Source organism: Parvibaculum sp. (assembly GCF_030651915.1).
Classification (GTDB): domain Bacteria; phylum Pseudomonadota; class Alphaproteobacteria; order Parvibaculales; family Parvibaculaceae; genus Parvibaculum.
The window spans coordinates 2501-20624 of the sequence record NZ_JAUSBV010000011.1 but is presented as its reverse complement, the minus strand read 5'-3'; the positions used below and the strand labels follow the sequence as shown (position 1 = coordinate 20624).

General features: G+C 64.9%; 14 protein-coding genes (1 of these 14 only partly in view). 9 read left to right on the top strand and 5 right to left on the bottom strand.

Translation table 11 applies throughout. From position 1 onward, the window contains the following. Nucleotides 1-4 precede the first annotated feature (4 nt). From Q7V31_RS17025 to ubiG, 3 genes are read right to left on the bottom strand one after another with little or no spacing between them, the layout of a single operon-like run. Nucleotides 5-1396 carry a D-arabinono-1,4-lactone oxidase gene (locus Q7V31_RS17025; protein ID WP_304736073.1) on the bottom strand — a complete coding sequence of 464 codons (1392 nt, stop codon included), beginning with the start codon at nucleotides 1394-1396 and terminating at the stop codon, nucleotides 5-7. Further along, nucleotides 1393-1755, bottom strand: coding sequence for a cytochrome c5 family protein (locus Q7V31_RS17020; RefSeq protein ID WP_304736071.1), 363 nt, complete (start codon nucleotides 1753-1755; stop codon nucleotides 1393-1395). The genes Q7V31_RS17025 and Q7V31_RS17020 overlap by 4 nt, the downstream gene beginning before the upstream one ends. 19 nt (nucleotides 1756-1774) lie before the next feature. After that, entirely contained in the window at nucleotides 1775-2554 is a 780-nt protein-coding gene (ubiG, locus tag Q7V31_RS17015; protein ID WP_304736069.1) for a bifunctional 2-polyprenyl-6-hydroxyphenol methylase/3-demethylubiquinol 3-O-methyltransferase UbiG, read from the bottom strand. A 222-nt stretch (nucleotides 2555-2776) separates the two neighbouring features. On the opposite strand from ubiG, the gene Q7V31_RS17010 reads away from it, so the two are divergent. The 7 genes from Q7V31_RS17010 to Q7V31_RS16980 all read left to right on the top strand — a co-directional run bounded on the left by Q7V31_RS17010 (nucleotide 2777) and on the right by Q7V31_RS16980 (nucleotide 12147). Continuing rightward, nucleotides 2777-4033 carry an aspartate kinase gene (locus tag Q7V31_RS17010; protein WP_304736068.1) on the top strand — a complete coding sequence of 419 codons (1257 nt, stop codon included), beginning with the start codon at nucleotides 2777-2779 and terminating at the stop codon, nucleotides 4031-4033. Nucleotides 4034-4094: 61 nt separating this feature from the next. Continuing rightward, nucleotides 4095-6365: a phosphoenolpyruvate--protein phosphotransferase gene (ptsP, locus tag Q7V31_RS17005; protein WP_304736067.1), complete on the top strand. Its 2271-nt coding sequence runs from the start codon at nucleotides 4095-4097 to the stop codon at nucleotides 6363-6365. 262 nt (nucleotides 6366-6627) lie between these two features. After that, nucleotides 6628-7755 (top strand): helix-turn-helix domain-containing protein, encoded by a 1128-nt coding sequence (locus tag Q7V31_RS17000; RefSeq protein ID WP_304736066.1) that lies wholly within the window; start codon nucleotides 6628-6630, stop codon nucleotides 7753-7755. A gap of 125 nt (nucleotides 7756-7880) precedes the next feature. After that, nucleotides 7881-9029, top strand: coding sequence for a flavodoxin-dependent (E)-4-hydroxy-3-methylbut-2-enyl-diphosphate synthase (gene ispG / locus Q7V31_RS16995; protein ID WP_304736064.1), 1149 nt, complete (start codon nucleotides 7881-7883; stop codon nucleotides 9027-9029). Between the two features lie 58 nt (nucleotides 9030-9087). Then, nucleotides 9088-10155, top strand: coding sequence for a peptide chain release factor 1 (prfA, locus tag Q7V31_RS16990; protein ID WP_304736154.1), 1068 nt, complete (start codon nucleotides 9088-9090; stop codon nucleotides 10153-10155). Continuing rightward, the gene (gene prmC, locus Q7V31_RS16985; RefSeq protein WP_304736063.1) at nucleotides 10152-11018 is read left to right on the top strand and encodes a peptide chain release factor N(5)-glutamine methyltransferase; all 867 of its coding nucleotides are present in this window, start codon (nucleotides 10152-10154) and stop codon (nucleotides 11016-11018) included. Before prfA ends, prmC begins: the two co-directional genes overlap by 4 nt. Nucleotides 11019-11454: 436 nt before the next feature. Beyond that, on the top strand, nucleotides 11455-12147 hold the full coding sequence (locus Q7V31_RS16980) for a DUF4167 domain-containing protein (RefSeq protein ID WP_304736061.1): 693 nt from the start codon (nucleotides 11455-11457) through the stop codon (nucleotides 12145-12147). 8 nt (nucleotides 12148-12155) lie between these two features. Here Q7V31_RS16980 and Q7V31_RS16975 read toward each other — a convergent pair whose 3' ends face one another. Beyond that, the gene (locus Q7V31_RS16975) at nucleotides 12156-12926 is read right to left on the bottom strand and encodes an MOSC domain-containing protein (protein WP_304736059.1); all 771 of its coding nucleotides are present in this window, start codon (nucleotides 12924-12926) and stop codon (nucleotides 12156-12158) included. Between the two features lie 197 nt (nucleotides 12927-13123). Between Q7V31_RS16975 and clpB the strand changes: the two genes are divergently transcribed. Both clpB and Q7V31_RS16965 read left to right on the top strand, forming a co-directional pair. Continuing rightward, a complete protein-coding gene (gene clpB / locus Q7V31_RS16970; RefSeq protein WP_304736057.1) occupies nucleotides 13124-15751 on the top strand; it encodes an ATP-dependent chaperone ClpB in 2628 nt (875 codons plus the stop codon). Between the two features lie 149 nt (nucleotides 15752-15900). Then, nucleotides 15901-16665, top strand: a complete 765-nt coding sequence (locus Q7V31_RS16965; protein WP_304736056.1) for an SDR family oxidoreductase — start codon at nucleotides 15901-15903, stop codon at nucleotides 16663-16665. Between the two features lie 305 nt (nucleotides 16666-16970). Here the strand turns inward: Q7V31_RS16965 and Q7V31_RS16960 are convergent, their stop codons facing one another. Then, nucleotides 16971-18124 carry the 3' portion of a peptidoglycan DD-metalloendopeptidase family protein gene (locus Q7V31_RS16960; protein WP_304736055.1) on the bottom strand. Its footprint extends 355 nt past the window's final position, so only the last 1154 of its 1509 coding nucleotides appear in the window; the start codon falls outside the window, past its right edge; its stop codon occupies nucleotides 16971-16973.

Genomic DNA, 18124 nt, shown 5'->3' with positions numbered 1-18124 from the left:
GGGCCTAAGCGTCGATCCCGAACACCGTCCTCAAATAGGGATTGAGAAATTTTCCTTCCGGGTCGATGTCCTCGCGCAACTCGAGAAATTCCTGCCACTTCGGATAGAGCGCTGCGAAGTCCTTCGCGGTCAGCGTGTTGAGTTTGCCCCAATGCGGACGGCCGTCATGCCGGCGGAAGATCGGCTCTATGGCGCTGAAATAGGGTTCGTAGTCCGCTTCATGAAAGCGATGCACGGCGATCGAACAGCTGTCGCGCCGGTAGAACGGGCTCAGCCAGATATCGTCCGGCGCGGTGGTCCGGAGCTCGATCGGAAAGAAGACTTCGATATTGTTGTCTTCGATCGCTGCAATGATTTCGCGCAGCGCCTGCGGACCCGCCTCGCGGGGCAGGTGATACTCCATTTCGTTGAAACGCACATTGCGCTCGGCCGACAATGTCTTGTGTGAATAGTCGACGCGCTCCTCGGGGTCCATTCCGCCCATGATTGTCTGGATGACCCAGCGCCGCACCGCAGGCGACCATCCCAGCCAGTCCTGCAACTGCTTCAGTTGCATCAGCCCGTCATCGTCCTCGTTCACAGGCTCCGGCGTTTCGGCTTCGTCCGTCTCGTCATTCGTGATGCCGATCGCCATGCCGGAATAGGGCACGTAATAGAACTCGAAATTGCGGTGCTTTGCCCAGAGCTCGGGCGCCTGTTCCAGCATCTCCTCCACGGGCGCAATCCAGGTGCGGCGCTTCAGCTTGTAGAGCGGTCGGGCCTGCATCGTCGTTTCCGTCACGATGCCCAGGGCGCCGAGTGAAACCCGCGCGGCGTTGAAGAGGACGGAACTTGTCGTCTCGTCGCCCGTGACAAGTTCGCCCGACGCCGTCATCAGTTTCAGGCCGGTCACGAAGGTCGAGAGCGAGCCGAGCTCGATGCCCGTGCCATGTGTCGCCGTTGCGATCGCGCCGGCAATCGTCTGCTTGTTGATGTCCGGCATGTTGTCGAGCGCAAGGTCGCGTTCGGCAAGCGCCGAGGCCATGGCGCCGAGCCGGGTGCCGGCCTTGAAGGTTGCGCGATGCGCTGCCGCGTCGTGAGAGACGAAGCCGCTCAGGCGATCGAGGGAAACGAGCGTTCCTTCTGTCGGCACGAGCGGCGAAAAGGAATGTCCGGCGCCGACCGCGCGGATGGGCGCCGCGCTTTTTTGAACGATGTCGGCAAGCTCCGCCTCGCTTGCGGGTGCGATGCGGATAGCGGGCGTGCAACTCTGCCCGCCGGACCAGTTCTTCCAGGGGATGACGCGGCGGGGTTCTTCCGCGAAGGCACGGGTCAACAGGGGCGGGATATGACCGGTCACCGCCAGCGCCGAAGCGCTGGCCGCGAATTGGAGCATGTTGCGGCGCGAGATTTTCATTCGTTCGTCTCCCCGCCGGCGGGCGCGGCCATGAAATGTGTCAGCCGGATGAATTCCTCGGCCGTGCATTCGATGCACTGGCCGAGCGGCGGCATGCCGTTGAAGCCATCGATGATGTTGGCGAGCAATTGCGCGTCGCCCTTGGCGATGCGGGGTGTCCAGGCCTCGATATCGTGCGTCCGCGGTGCGCCGGTCGCCGGGTCTTCGTGGCAGGTGCTGCAGCTATGCGCGTAGAGCGTTGCTTCATGGGCGTTGAGGGTCACGGGCGCTACCGCTTCCTCGTTCCGGTCGCAACCTGCCAGCGCAAGCAGCGCCAGTCCCGCAAACGCGGCCGCGAACCGCCCCGTTCGATATGTCATATTGCCCCCTGGCCCTGCTTCACGTCTTGTTCTGTGCCCGCGCTGCCAGCACCATGTAGTTGACATCGGTGTCTTCCGACAGCGACCAGCTGTCGAAGAGCGGGTTGTAGCTGACGCCGGCAATTTCCCTGACATCGAGCCCGGCGGCGGCGAGGCCCGCTTCCATTTCATTGACGGTCACGAATTTCTTCCAGTCATGGGTGCCGCGCGGCAGCCAGCCCAGCACATATTCCGCGCCGATGATGGCGAAGGCATGCGCCTTCAGCGTGCGGTTGAGCGTGGCGACGAACATCAGCCCGCCGGGTTTCACCATCCGCCCGCAATCCTTCAGGAACATGTCGCGGTCGGCCACATGCTCGATCACCTCCATGTTGAGGATGACGTCGAAGCTCTCGCCTTGCGCGGCCAGCGCTTCGGCCGTGGTGCAGCGATAGTCGATGGCGAGGCCCTGTTCCTGGGCATGGACAGACGCCGTCTTGATGTTCTTCTCCGCGGCGTCGGCGGCGGTCACCTCGGCGCCCAGCCGCGCCATCGGCTCGGCGAGCAAGCCGCCGCCGCAGCCGATGTCGAGAAAACGCAACCCCTCGAAAGGACGCCGCGCCCGGGCGTCGAGGCCGAAATGGGCGCTCACCTGCGCGCGGATATAGGCGAGGCGCACCGGATTGAACTTGTGCAGCGGGCGGAACTTGCCGGCCGGGTCCCACCATTCGGCGGCCATGGCCGAAAAGCGGGCAATCTCCGCCGGATCGACGCTGCTTGCCGCATCCTTCGGGGTCTTGTCGGCGGCCGGCTCGGCCATATGGCTCATTCCCTTGCGTCGCTGTGGCATTTCCGGCCGTTTCCGCCGGTTGCGGGGTTCGGGCGAGGCTTGTATGTATGGCCGCGCCCGGCGGGCACGGGTCTGCCTTCCCTCTGGATATGATATAGGGCGTTCCGGCCGGATCGGTCCAGTGGACCGTCGGGCCGGCGAACGGTGACAGCCGCCGGCATGGCTCGGCGGCGCGGAATTATGGAAGCGAAAATGGCCAGACTGGTCATGAAATTCGGCGGCACGTCCGTTGGCGATATCGAACGCATTCGCAACGTGGCGCAACACGTCAAGCGCGAGATCGATGCCGGCCACGAGGTTGCCGTCGTCGTCTCGGCGATGGCGGGCACCACCAACCAGCTGGTTGCCTGGGCGCGCGAGATGGCGCCGCTGCATGACGCGCGCGAATATGACGCTATTGTTGCAACCGGCGAGCAGGTGACGGTCGGCTTGCTGTCGATCGAACTGCAGCGCATCGGTGTGTCGGCGCGCTCCTGGCTCGGCTGGCAGATTCCGATTCGCACCGACAACGCCCATGGCGCGGCCCGCATTCAGGAAATCGACGGCACGGCGCTGATCGAGCGCCTCGCGCGCCAGGAAGTCGCGGTCATTGCCGGCTTTCAGGGACTGGCACCCGACAACCGAATCACGACGCTCGGGCGCGGCGGTTCCGACACCAGCGCGGTCGCCATTGCGGCGGCGATCCATGCCGACCGCTGCGACATCTACACCGATGTCGACGGTGTCTACACGACCGATCCGCGCATCGTTGCGAAGGCGCGAAAGCTTGATAAGATCAGTTATGAGGAAATGCTGGAGATGGCGTCGCTCGGCGCCAAGGTTCTCCAGACCCGCTCCGTCGAACTCGCTATGGTCCATCGCGTCCGCCTTCAGGTTCGCTCGAGCTTCGATGCGCCCGATGCAGCACAGGGCAATGGGCCCGAGGCCACCGGACCGGGGACTCTTGTTTGCGACGAGGATGAAATCTTGGAACAGCAGGTCGTAAGCGGCATCGCCTATTCGAAGGACGAAGCCAAGGTCACACTCGTCAAGGTCGAGGACAAGCCGGGCGTTGCCGCGCGCGTGTTCGGACCGCTGGCGGATGCCGCCATCAATGTCGACATGATCATTCAGAACGTCTCGGATGACGGCCGCAGCACCGACATCACCTTCACGGTGCCGCAGGCCGAGTTGACGCGCGCCGAAGATGTGATCCGCAAGCTGCAGGCCGGTATCGGCTGCCGGGAAATCAAGACCGACCTCAATGTCGTCAAGGTGTCGATCATCGGCATCGGCATGCGCAGCCATGCCGGCGTTGCCAAGACGATGTTCCAGACGCTGGCCGAAAAGGGCATCAACATCCTTGCGATCACCACCTCGGAGATCAAGGTCAGTGTGCTGATCTCGTCGGAATATACCGAGCTTGCCGTGCGCGCCCTGCACACGGCCTATGATCTCGACGCCGGCTAACGGAGGCCAGAAAGTTGACGCTTTTGCGCGCTCACATCCGCAGCGAACGGGATCCGGACTGATGCCGGGTTCCGTCGGCGGTCCGCGCATTCTGCTCCGCCGGCTGCGTGAAGTCATGGCCGAGCCGGAAAGCGCGCAAAAGCGGTTGGACAAGATCGTCGTCCTGATCGCCTCCAACATGGTCGCCGAGGTGTGCTCGGTCTATCTGGTCAACAAGACGCGCGAACTCGAATTGTCGGCGACCGAAGGTCTGAAGCCGACCGCCGTTCACAGCACGCGGCTGAAATCCGGCGAAGGCCTGATCGGCGACATTGCCCAGCATGCCCGGCCGCTCAATCTGGCCGACGCGCAATCGCATCCGGGTTTCGCCTACCGGCCGGAAACGGGCGAAGAAATCTACAAGTCGCTGATGGGCGTGCCGATCCTCAGGAGCGGCAAGGTGGTCGGCGTGCTGGCGGTGCAGAACCGCACCAAGCGTCACTACACCGAAGAAGAAGTCGAAGCGCTGCAAACGGTGGCGATGGTGCTGGCCGAAGTCGTCGCGGCCGGCGAAATGGTCGACCCGCAGGCCTTCGAGACGCCGGAACAGGCGCGCCAGGTGCCGTACCACATCCAGGCGACGGCCTTTTGCGAAGGCATCGCGCTCGGCCATGCGGTGCTGCACGAGCCGCGCGTCCATGTGACGAAGCTGATCGCCGAAGACACCGAGCTCGAATTGAAGCGGCTCGAGCAGGCCGTCTATGCGCTGCGCGGTTCGATCGACGACATGCTTGAAACGGCCGATCTCAGCCATGCGGGCGAGCATCGCGAGGTGCTGCAGGCCTATCGGATGTTCGCCAACGACCGCGGCTGGCTGACGCGGATGCTCGAGGCGGTGCGCACGGGCCTGACGGCCGAGGCCGCGGTCGAGCGCGTGCAGAACGACACGCGGGCGCGGCTGCAGCGCGCCGCCGATCCCTACATCCGCGACCGGCTGCATGATTTCGACGATCTGGCCAACCGGCTGCTGCGCCAGCTCACCGGCGTGACGCTGGCCTCGCTGTCGGCCAATCTGCCCAACGATGCCATCATCATCGCCCGCAACATGGGCCCGGCCGAGCTTCTCGACTATGACAAGACGCGGCTTCGGGGCCTCGTGCTCGAAGAGGGCGCGGCCAATGCCCATGTCTCCATCGTCGCGCGCGCCTTCGGCATCGCCACCGTCGGCCGTGCCGCCGACATCCTCGATCATATCGAGCCGGGCGACGCGATCATCGTCGACGGCGACACCGGCGAGGTCTATCTGCGCCCGTCGCAGGAAATCATCGCTTCCTACTCCGAGAAGGCGCGGTTCCGCGCCCGCAAGCAGGAACAATACAAGGCGATCCGCAACGAGCCGGCGATCACGCGCGACGGCGCGCATGTCGCGCTCTACGTCAATGCCGGCCTGCAGGTCGATCTGCCGCATCTCGATGAGTCCGGGGCGGAGGGCATCGGTCTCTTCCGCACCGAGCTCCAGTTCATGATCGCCTCGACGCTGCCCTCCCTGCGCGACCAGATCGAGCTCTACAGCGCCGTGCTCGATACGGCCGGCGACAGTCCGGTCGTCTTCCGCACGCTCGACATTGGCGGCGACAAGATGCTGCCTTACATGAATTTCGCGGCGCTGAAGGAAGAGAACCCGGCGCTGGGCTGGCGCGCGATCCGCATCAGCCTCGACCGGCCGGGCCTGTTGCGCCATCAGGTCAGGGCGCTGCTGACGGCGGCGGCCGGGCGCTCGCTCCGGATCATGTTTCCGATGATCGCCGAGGTGGGCGAGTTCCAGCGCGCCCGGGCGCTTGTCGACAAGGAGCTGGCCCGGCTCGACAAATTCGGCAAGGAAAGGCCGGCGCTGCTCGAAATCGGCACCATGCTTGAAGTGCCGTCGCTGGCCTGGCAGCTCGACTCGCTGCTGCCGCTGGTCGATTTTGTCTCGGTCGGCTCGAACGATCTGCTGCAGTTCCTCTTTGCCTCCGACCGGGGCAACGCCCGCGTTGCCAGCCGGTACGATTTTCTGAGCCCGGCCGTGCTGAGCTTCCTCAGGCACATTGTCGTCAAATGCCGGCAGCATGGGACGCCGCTGACGCTGTGTGGCGAAATGTCCGGCAAGCCGCTCGAGGCCATGGCCCTTCTGGGCCTCGGTTTTCGCCGTATTTCGATGTCGCCGGCCGCCGTCGGCCCGGTCAAGATGATGGTCCGCTCGCTCGATACCGGCCTGCTCGAGACCTTTATGGACGGGCTTTTCGATCTGCCCGACCGGAGCGTCCGCGAGCGGCTTGCCGGCTTTGCCGAAGCGCATGGCGTGACCATCTGAGGCGCGCGGGCGCCCGCGGGCGCCCCGGTCCGGGCTCGAAGGCCGAAATCCAAGGCCGGAAAAGGGGTTTGGCGCATTCCGTGGTTGCAGTTTGTCAACAGTTTTGTTCTATTCTGGGCTATCAGACGCATTGGGTGGATGTTGTCGGACCGGCTCGGGGGCCGGTGTGTCGTTTTCAAGCGCCGACGGTCATTCGCAGTACCCTTTGACGAGAAAATTGCGGTTCGGGATGGCTCCGTTCGGGGAAGAAGAGCCTAAACAGATGAACAAGGTCACGATGCTGCCCACCGAAGAGCGGCCGGACGCACGACGCAGATTGCATCTGCGCGACATCACCAATGAATTGCCGGACACGGCCGACACGGTGGGTGCCGAACTGCGCAATGTGCGCTTGCGCCGCGGTGAGGATCTGCGCTCGATCTCACAATTCCTTCGCATCAGCCGCAGCCAGCTTGAGGCCATCGAGGAAGGCCGCAACGCGGATTTGCCGGCGCGCGCCTATGCCATCGGCTTCGTTCGTTCCTATGCGGAATATCTCGGTCTCGACAGCCGCCTTGTCGTCGAACGCTACAAGGCTGAACTGGACGATGTGGCGGCGATCATCGCCGATCCGGGATTCCCCGACATGGCCGAAGAGCGGCGTCTGCCGAAAGGCATGTTCCTGATCGTGCTGGCCGTCGTCACGGCCGGTGCCTATGGCGGCTGGCTGTTGACGAAATCGACCGACGAAATGATGGCCGTGCGTGGACCGGCGACGCTTGAGCGCCCGGTCGCGGAAACCGTGCCGGCCGGTCCGGGCAGTGCCGTTTCACCGCGCGGCGACAGCGCTTCGGCATCGACGCCGGGCGTGGGCGATGTGCCGGCGGTGCGTGTTTCAGGCATTGCGCCGGCGCCGTCCGCCGATGCGGTGCTTGCGCCTGAAAGCGTATACGAGCCGGCGCGCATCAGCGGCGAGGAAGCCGAGGCCGAGGCCGCCGAAGCGGCGGTCGAGGAGATGGAACTGGCGGCGCTTTCCGAGGAAATTTCGACCGTGTTGCCGCCCTTGCCGGACGGCACGCCTTATGGCGCCGAGAATGTCGATGGCCGTGTCGTCGTGCGTGCGCGGCGCAGCGGCGCGTGGATTCGGGTCGAGGATGCGGCGGGCAAGGTGCTGATCGAGCGGGTTTTCCAGGCCGGCGACAGCTATCGCGCGCCGAGCCAGCCGGGCGTCATTCTCGTGGCGCGCGATGCCAGCGCCTTCGAACTGATGGTCGATGGCCAGTCGCTGGGCCTTGCCGGCCCGCCGACACTGGTCCTGACCGGCAAGTCGCTCTATGTGGCCGATCTGCTGGCGGGGATGCCGAAACCCGCGGTCGCGGACACCGTTACGGGTGATACGGCGGTCGAATAGACGGCTTTCACGGAAACGCCGCATTTCTGATATTCTGATATGAGGATGAGCAAGGCGGCGTCATGCGCGGCGCCTTGCAGGTTTTTTTCGGCATAACGTCCAGTGAACGGACGGATCGTGAAGTCATGAGCAGCATCAGACCCTGGCGCGACATCGCGCGCCGTCCCAGCCGGCAGATCCATGTGGGATCGGTGCCGGTGGGGGGCGATGCGCCGATTTCCGTCCAGACCATGACCAACACGCTGACCTCGGATGCAAAGGCGACGATCGAACAGATCCGCCGCATCGAGGAAGCGGGCTGCGACATCGTGCGTGTTTCCTGTCCCGACGAGGCCTCGACCGCGGCGCTTGGCGAAATCGTCCGCGCCACCAAAATCCCGATCGTCGCCGATATTCATTTCCACTACCGCCGCGCCATCGAGGCGGCGCAGGCGGGTGCCGCCTGCCTGCGCATCAATCCGGGCAATATCGGTTCGGAAGCGCGGGTGCGCGATGTCATCCAGGCGGCCAAGGATCATGGCTGCTCCATGCGCATCGGCGTCAATGCCGGTTCGCTGGAACGTGACCTGCTGGAGAAGTATGGCGAGCCTTGTCCCGAGGCGATGGTCGAAAGCGCGCTCGACCACGCGCGCATCCTGCAGGATCACGATTTCCACGAATTCAAGATCAGCGTCAAAGCCTCCGATCCGTTCCTGACGGTCGCCGCCTATCAGCAATTGGCCGAGGCCATCGACTGCCCGCTCCATATCGGCGTCACCGAGGCGGGCGGGCTGATGACCGGCACGGTCAAATCCGCCATCGGCCTCGGCATGCTGCTCTGGAGCGGCATCGGCGACACGATCCGCGTTTCGCTCTCGGCCGATCCGGTCGAGGAGGTCAAGGTCGGCTTCGACATTCTGAAATCGCTTGGCCTGCGCCATCGCGGCGTCACCATCATTTCCTGCCCCTCCTGCGCGCGGCAGGGCTTCGACGTTATCGGCACGGTCAAGGTGCTCGAGGAGCGTCTTGCCCATATCGCGACGCCGATGACGCTGTCGGTGATCGGCTGCGTCGTCAACGGGCCCGGCGAGGCCGAGCAGACCGATATCGGTTTCACCGGCGGCGGCGCGGGCGCGGGCATGGTCTATCTCGCAGGCCTCACCGACCACAAGATTCGCAACGAGGAGATCGTCGAACATCTCGTCGAACTGGTTGAGGCCAAGGCGAAGGAAATAGACGCCGAGCGCGAAGCGGCCGAAGCGGCCGCCGAGCCGAAGGCGCTGGCCGGCGCCTAGCGAGGCCGGTTTTCGTTCCCGTCTTTTGCCTCCTCATTCGCCAGGTTCCTTGTCCGACATGATTCCCGAAGAAAAACTCCAGAGCGTCATTGCCCGTTTCGAGGCGGTGCAGTCGGAAATGAATTCCGATCTGCCGCGCGACCGCTTCGTCGCGCTGTCGAAAGAGTTTGCGGAGCTGGCGCCCATCGCGGCGGCGATCGGCAAACTCAACGCCGCGCAGCGCGAATATGAAGATGCCGAGGCACTTCTGCGCGTGCGCGACATGGCCGAGATGGCGCGTGAGGAAGTCATGCGTCTCAATGAGGAGCTGCCGCGCCTGGAGCATGAATTGCATCTGATGCTGCTGCCGAAGGACGCCGCCGACGAACGCAACGTCATTCTCGAAGTGCGTGCCGGGACCGGCGGCGATGAGGCGGCGCTTTTCGCCGGCGATCTCTTCCGCATGTATGAGCGTTATGCGCAGCTGCAGGGCTGGAAGGTCGAGATCATTTCAGTCTCGGAGGGCGAAATGGGCGGCTACAAGGAAATCATCGCCGGCATTTCGGGACGTGGCGTCTATGCGAAGCTGAAATTCGAATCCGGTGTTCACCGCGTCCAGCGCGTACCGGCGACCGAGGGTAGCGGACGCATCCACACATCGGCGGCCACCGTTGCGGTGCTGCCGGAGGCCGAGGAGGTCGATGTCGAGATCGAGGACAAGGATTTGCGCATCGACGTGTTCCGCGCTTCCGGAGCCGGCGGTCAGCATGTCAACAAGACCGAAAGCGCCGTGCGCATCACTCACTTGCCCACCGGCATTGTCGTTGCGCAGCAGGACGAGAAGTCGCAGCACAAGAACAAGGCGCGGGCGATGCAGATCCTGCGGGCCCGTATTTATGATGCCGCGCGCGAACGTCTCGACCGCGAACGGGCGGCGCAGCGCAAGGGCCAGGTCGGTTCCGGCGACCGCTCGGAGCGCATCCGCACCTACAATTTTCCGCAAAGCCGGGTCACCGATCACCGCATCAATCTGACGCTGCACAAGCTCGACCAGATCGTCGCCGGCGACGCGCTGGACGAACTCATCTCGGCGCTGGTGGCCGAGGACCAGGCCGCACGTCTGGCCGCGCTTGGTGACGAGGCGTGAATACGCGCGACCATGCGGCCCGGATGCTGGGTTGGCGGTTGAAGCAGGCGGGGCTTCCGACGCCTGAGCTCGATGCGCGGCTGCTGATGCGCGGCGTAACGGGGGCGAGCGAAATCGAGATGATCCGCGAACCCGGCGCCTTCATCACCGCGGCGGAAGAGGCGGTACTTGCCTCCTTCGAGGCGCGGCGTCTCGCCGGCGAGCCGGTCGCGCGCATTCTGGGCCGGCGCGAATTCTGGGGTCTCGAATTTGCGGTCACGCCCGCCGTGCTCGATCCGCGCCCCGACAGCGAAACGCTGGTTGCCGCCGCGCTCGATCTGCTGCGCGGGATCGAGGCGCCGCGCATCCTCGATCTCGGCACGGGCTCGGGTTGCCTGCTGCTGGCCGTGCTTCACGAGCGCGCCGATGCGCGCGGTCTCGGCGTCGATATTTCGGCCGATGCGCTCGCCGTCGCACAGCGCAATGCGGTGGATCTCGGTCTGGTGCCGCGCGCCGAATTTCTGCAGGCCGACTGGACGGCCGGCGTCGCGGGTCTGTTCGATCTGGTGATTTCCAATCCGCCTTATATCGCCAGCGCCGACATCGCCGCGCTCGACCGGGATGTGCGCGACCACGATCCGCGTCGCGCGCTCGATGGCGGCGCCGACGGGCTCGATGCCTATCGCGCGCTCGCCCTTGCCCTGCCGCCGGTTCTGAAACCGGGCGGTCATGCCGTAATCGAGCTCGGCATCGGCCAAGCGGCGGCAGTGGCGGCGCTTTTCGAAGCGGCCGGATTCGCGACAACGCGCACCGTTGCGGACCTGGCCGGTGTGCCGCGCGTCCTTGTCGCAGGGTTGGCGCCCGCAAAACGGCGCAAAGGCTGAAATTTCCTTTATCGGGACGGAAAGAAATCGTTTGGAATCCGGCGTCTCAGCGGCTAGGTTTGTTACAGGGACAATGAGCCGAGCCGGTATCGCCTCGCTCTTCGAACCCCCTCCTCCGATATGAAGACCGTCTTCCGAGAAGAGGGATATGCCCGGGGCGGAAAATCCGTTGATCGGGCAGGGTTCGGTGGCGCTTGAGGTGGCCCGGACAAGGTAGTCGCCCGAACGTATCCGTCGGTGCCCAGGGGCTGGGCAAGGATACCGGGCCAGAACTTCTTAGCATCCAAACGGGCCGCGCCGATCAGGCCGGAAGTCTGTGTGTGCTGGGGAAGTCCACTCGCGCGGGCGCGCGGTTCGGAAACGGACCCTGCGGCCGGAGTGGCGGACGGGCTTTGAACAGGATTCCGGCGTAACCAATGACGAGAAATCAGATCATATGAGGCAAGGGCAAAACAACGCCAAGCGCTCGCGCGGACGCGGTGGACGCAGCAATAATGGCAGGCCGCAACATTCGGCCAACCGCGCCTATGACAGCAACGGGCCGGATGTGAAGGTCCGCGGTACGGCCGCGACGGTCTGTGAGAAGTATCAGCAGCTTGCGCGCGATGCGATCTCGGCCGGCGACCGCGTGATGGCCGAAAACTACTTTCAGCATGCAGAGCACTATTACCGGCTGCTGATGGCTGCCCAGACGGGGCAGGAGGGGCAGACCCGGTCGCCGAGCAGTCTGGCCTATCGTCCGCCGGAGGACGAGGAGGAAGAGACCGATTTCACGGCCGACAATCAGCCGCAACCGCGTCATCCGGGCCAGCCTTGGCACCAGCCGGCTGGCAACGGCAATGGGCAGCAGGGTGGCGGTCAGGTGAATGGCGGTCAGCACCGGCAGAATCCCGACATCGGCGATGACGACGAGGGTGACGACCGGCAGCCGGATCGTCAGCTGGCGGACCGGCAGGGCGAGCAGCCGCAAGGCGAGCAGGGCGAAGGCCAGCAGCCGCGCCGCCGTCAGGGCCGCCGCCGCCGTCCGCGTGGCGAAGGGCAGGGCGAGCCCCGCAACGACGAAGCGCGGGCCGAAGGCGGTGGCAGCGATGCACCCGTCACGACGCCCGAGGTCGCACCGGGCGACTGACTTTCGGGCTATGCGTCTTCCAACATGAGTTTGTCGCCGGGCCGGATCGTGCCCGGCGATTTCACATGGGCATAAAGGCCGAGATCGGCATGGCCCCAGTGGCGCATCAGCGCGGCCGGGATTTCCATGTCGCGGGCGCCGCTCACCGGATCGACATTGGTCGCCGCGCAGCGCACCGTCTTGTGAACGCCCTTGAAGCCCGCCTCGCCGATCCGGAAGCGCCGCTCCACCCAGTCGTGATCCTCGAAGGGGGCGAGCCCCTCCAGATAGACATTGCCGCGAAAACGCAGCGGATCGATCTTGCGGCCGATTTTCTCCTCCAGCGCCCGCACGCTGGCGAGATTGATGATCGAGACCAGTTTCGCCGGTGCGTCGGAATGCGAAAAACCCGGTGCATGGGCAAGGCGCGGCGGTCCGCGCAATTCGTCCGCCATATAGTCGGCCATGAAAGCCTCCAGCGCCGCGCGGCCCTCCGCCGTCATCAGATTGGCGGCCAGGCGTTCGCGGCCCTCCAGCGTCACATGCAGCGTCGTCGTGGCGTCGTCGAAACGGGTCTTCAGCTTCGCCAACCGCTCGTTTTTCATCAGCATCAGGAACTTGATCTTCGGGAAGTGCTTCGGCGCCGCGGGATCGAAGTCGGCCGAGCCGTTCTCGATGGCGAAGGCGCGGTCGAACGGGAAGGTCTCGCCTTTTTCGAGCCGGACCCGGTCGAGCGGCTCCGGCGAAAGCCCTTTGACCGGGTAGCGATAGAGGTTCACGATCGCCGCACCGTCTCCCATGCCTCGCCCGCCCTGTTTTTCCGCTGCCTTTGTTCACGAATTCGGCAGGTTTCTGCGACAAACTGGCAGGAGATTGCCTCTTGTGTGACCGATAAGCAACACCAATATCCGGTTGGGGCCGGTGCCTTTCGAGGGCCGGGCCGGGATTGGGATAAGGCGCACGGATTTCGTCCGGGGCGTGCTTGAAAGGACGACACATGGATCTCGAAAAATACACGGACCGGAGCCGCGGCTTCATTCAGTCCGCACAAGGGCTCGCGCTGCGCTCGGGCCATCAGCGTTTCACCCCCGAACATGTCCTGAAAGTGTTGCTCGACGACGAGGAGGGCCTTGCGGCCGGTCTCATTCGTTCCGCTGGCGGCCGCCCCGACCAGGCGCTGACCGGCGTCGAGACGGCGCTGGCGAAGATGCCCAAGGTTGAAGGCTCGGGCGCCGGCCAGCTCTATCTCGCGCCCGAAACGGCACGCCTCTTCGAGCAGGCCGAGCAGCTTGCGAAGAAATCGGGCGACAGTTTCGTCACCGCCGAGCGCCTGTTGCTGGCGATCGCGCTGACGCCCGGCTCGGAAGCCGAGAAAATCCTGAAGACCGCCGGCCTCACCGCGCAGGCGCTCAACGCCGCCATCGAGCAGGTGCGCAAGGGCCGCAGCGCCGACAGCGCCTCGGCCGAGGATTCCTATGACGCCCTGAAAAAATATGCGCGCGACCTCACGGCGGAGGCACGTGCGGGCAAGCTCGATCCGGTGATCGGCCGCGATGAGGAAATCCGCCGCACCATCCAGGTGCTGTCGCGCCGCACCAAGAACAATCCGGTGCTGATCGGCGAGCCGGGCGTCGGCAAGACGGCGATTGCCGAGGGCCTGGCGCTGCGCATCGTCAATGGTGACGTGCCCGAAAGCCTCAAGCAGAAGCAGCTGATGGCGCTCGATCTCGGTGCCTTGATCGCCGGCGCCAAATATCGTGGCGAGTTCGAGGAGCGCCTGAAGGCCGTGCTGCAGGAAATCTCGGCCTCCGACGGCGGCATCGTGCTCTTCATCGACGAAATGCATCAGCTTGTCGGTGCCGGCAAGACCGACGGCGCGATGGATGCCTCGAACCTGTTGAAGCCGGCGCTGGCGCGCGGCGATCTTCACTGCGTCGGCGCCACCACGCTCGATGAATACCGCAAATATGTCGAGAAGGACGCCGCACTCGCGCGGCGCTTCCAGCCGATCTTCGTCGACGAACCCACGGTCGAGGACACGATCTCGATCCTGCGCGGCCTCAAGGAAAAATACGAGCTGCATCACGGCGTGCGCATATCCGATGCGGCGCTGGTTGCTTCGGCAACGCTGTCGGATCGCTATATCGCCGATCGCTTCCTGCCCGACAAGGCGATCGACCTGATGGACGAAGCGGCGTCGCGCCTGCGCATGCAGGTCGATTCGAAGCCCGAAGAGCTCGACGAGATCGATCGCCGCGTCATCCAGCTCAAGATCGAGCGTGAGGCGCTGAAAAAGGAAAAGGATGCGGCCTCGCAGGACCGCTTGGCGAAGATCGAAGCCGAACTTGCCGATCTCGAAGGGAAGTCGGCCGATCTCGCTTCTTCATGGCAGGCCGAGAAGTCGAAGCTCGCCAGCGCGCAGAAGATCAAGGAAGAGCTGGAGGGCGCGCGTCACGAGTTGGCGCAGGCGCAGCGCGCCGGCCGTCTCGAGCGTGCGTCGGAACTCGCCTATGGCGTGATCCCCGAACTCGAAAAGAAGCTGGTCGAAACCGAAAAGCAGGCGCAGGGCGCGATGCTCGAAGAAGCGGTGACGGAAGCGCATATCGCCCAGGTCGTGTCGCGCTGGACCGGTATTCCGGTCGACAAGATGCTCGAAGGCGAGCGCGAGAAACTGCTGCACATGGAAGCGGCGCTGGGTGCGCGCGTCATCGGGCAGGAAGAAGCGGTCTCGGCCGTGTCGCGCGCGGTGCGCCGGGCGCGGGCGGGTTTGCAGGATCCCAACCGTCCGATCGGCTCCTTCCTGTTTCTGGGGCCCACCGGCGTCGGCAAGACCGAGCTGACCAAGGCGCTGGCGGGCTTCCTCTTCGATGACGATCAGGCGATCTGCCGCCTCGACATGTCGGAATATATGGAAAAGCACTCGGTCGCGCGCCTCATCGGCGCGCCGCCCGGTTATGTCGGCTACGAGGAAGGCGGCGCGCTGACCGAAGCGATCCGGCGGCGGCCCTATCAGGTCGTTCTTTTCGACGAGATCGAGAAGGCGCATCCCGATGTCTTCAACGTGCTGCTGCAGGTGCTCGACGATGGCCGCCTGACCGACGGACAGGGCCGCACGGTCGATTTCAAGAATGTGATGATCGTGATGACCTCCAATCTTGGCGCCGAATATCTGGCCGAGGGCGGCGATGTCGAGGCCGTGCGCGAACAGGTGATGGATACGGTGCGTTCGCGCTTCCGGCCTGAGTTCGTCAACCGTCTCGACGAGATCCTGCTCTTCCACCGCCTGACGCGCGAACAGATGGACGCGATCGTCGACATTCAGCTCGGTCGGCTGCGGAAGCTCCTGGCCGATCGCAAGATCGACGTCAGGCTCGACGCCGAGGCGCGCACCTGGCTCGCCGATGCCGGCTACGATCCCGTCTATGGCGCTAGGCCGCTGAAGCGCGTCATCCAGCGTCAGCTGCAGGACCCGCTCGCCGAGCTGATCCTGCAGGGCCGGATCGCCGATGGCGAGACCGTCACCGTCTCGGCCGGTATCGATGGCCTGGTCATCGCTGGCCATGAAGTCGGCCGCGACGGCAGCTTGCGCGACAGCGGCGAACCGGGATTGCGCGCCGTGCACTGACGCTCCCACGCCCCTACAAAACAAAGGCCGCCGGATTTCCGGCGGCCTTTTTGTTTCTGCGTTCGGTGCGGCGTCCGTTTCCGGCCAGACAACATCTCGCTGCCGCCTCACCTTCGCCGTCCCCACACGGACACGCGAAGGAGAAAATCATGAGTGCTCTTGAAGGCAAGGTTGCCATCGTCACGGGTGCAAGTTCGGGCATCGGCCGCGCGGCGGCGCTTCTGTTTGCATGCCAGGGGGCGAAACTCGTCGTCACCGCGCGGCGCGCGGTGGAACTCGACGCGCTCGTCGCCGAGATAGAAGGGCATGGCGGCCAGGCCGTTGCGTGTCCGGGCGACATCGCCGACGAAAGCCTTGCCCGCGCGCTCACCGAAACCGCCGTCGGGCGTTTCGGCGGTCTCGATATCGCGCTCAACAATGCCGGGCAGCTCGGCGAGACGGCGCCGGCATCCGACATCTCGCTCGCCGGCTGGCGCGAGACGGTCGAGGTCAACCTGACCGCGGCTTTCGCCTGCGCCAAATATCAGCTCCCGGCCATGCTGGCGCGCGGCGGCGGCTCGATCGTCTTCACCTCGACGATCGTGGGCCATGAAGTCGGGCTTCCCGGCATGGCGGCCTATGCGGCGAGCAAGGCGGGTCTGGTCGGTCTCACACGCGTCATCGCCGCCGAATATGGCGTGCAGCGCATTCGCGCCAATGCGCTGGTCGTCGGCGGCACGGACACGCCGATGGGACGCGCGGCCGCTCAGACGCCGGAAGCCCATGCATTTGTCGAGAGCCTGCATGCGCTGAAGCGCATCGCCGTGCCGGAGGAGATTGCCCAGGCCGCGCTCTTTCTCGCCTCGGACGCATCGAGCTTCGTCACCGGTGCGGCGATGCCGGTCGATGGCGGGGTATCGATCAACCGGGCGTGAGGGGAGGGCGGCGGGTGTGACAAAAAACGTGCGAAATTTGTCTCTGTCCCCGTCCCCGAATTTGTCTCCTTCCGCGTCGCCGAATTGGTCTCCTCGTATATCTACGCGCAGGTCTCCGGGATCGTCTCCGAATTCGGTGCCGATGCGGGGATAAGTCGGCCGTCGCGCGGGGATAAATGCGCCGCGCGGACCTTTGTGACAGTTTTATGACAGTTTCGTGACAGAGGGGGGTCTGCTGCCGATTCCGCTGTCAAAAACGGGGAAAAAGGGCCCTGCCGTGGATCATCCGTGTCCGGATGGTCTGCTCAGTTGGCGGTGTCGGAATCGGCGCCGGCCCGAGCCATGCGGGTCGTGGTCGGGGCTTCGGCCATCTGCGTGGCGAGCGTCTCGCGCTGTGCCTTGAAGGCGGCGAGCTGCGCCCCTTCGAGCTTGCGTCCGGTCGGCACCTTCAGCGCCAGCGGATTGGCCTTCTTGCCATTCAGATGCACTTCGTAGTGAAGATGCGGGCCGGTCGAGGCGCCGGTCGAGCCGACATAGCCGATCACCTGGCCCTGCCGCACGCGCGTTCCGGCGCGGACGCCGCGCGCGAAACCGTTGAGATGCGCGTAGGCCGTTTCGTAGCCGTTGGCGTGACGAATCGAGATGTAGTTGCCATATCCGCCGAAGCGGTTGGCGCGCGTCACGGTGCCGTCGCCGGCCGCATAGATCGGCGTGCCGGTCGGCGCGGCGAAGTCGACGCCGCCATGCAGGCGCGAATAGCCGAGGATCGGATGCTTGCGCATGCCGAAGCCCGACGAGAGACGCGCGCCATCGATCGGCGTCTTCATCAGGAACTTCTTCATGCTCTGGCCGTTCTCGTCGAAATAGTCCCAGACGCCGTCGCCCGGATCGAAGCGCCAGAGTTTGTGCGTCTTGCCGCCGACCGAAAGCGAGGCAAAGTGCACGTCGCCGGCTTTCACGGGGGTGTTGTTTTCGTCGAACTTGCGGCTGAAATAGACCTCGAACTTGTCGCCGGGCTGGATTTCGCGCTGGAAGTCGACGCTGTAGGAATACATGCGGATCATCTCGACGATGATCTGGGGCGGCAGGCCGGCGCGCTCGCCATCGAGGAAGAGCGAGTTGTCGATGGTGCCGGCGGCGCGGGCGAAGCCTTCGGTGAATTCGCGCATGGTCTCGCGGCCGCTGAAGCTGCCATCGGCGTCGCGGGTTACCTCGATCGCGCGTTCGATGTCGGGCTGGAGCGTGATCGCGGTCAGATATTTTGCGGGCGCCTCGCCGTCGAGTGCCGCGGCGTCTTCCGGGAGCTCCATGAAGCTCAGCGAGATTTCCTGGCCGGCGCGCAGCTTGCGCGGGCTGTAATGCGCGCTTATCGCGGCGACCGCGTGATAGGCGTCGATGCGGTCGGCGCCGGCTTTGGCCAGCACTTCCGTCAGCGTTTCGCCGCTGGCCAGCGCGACCT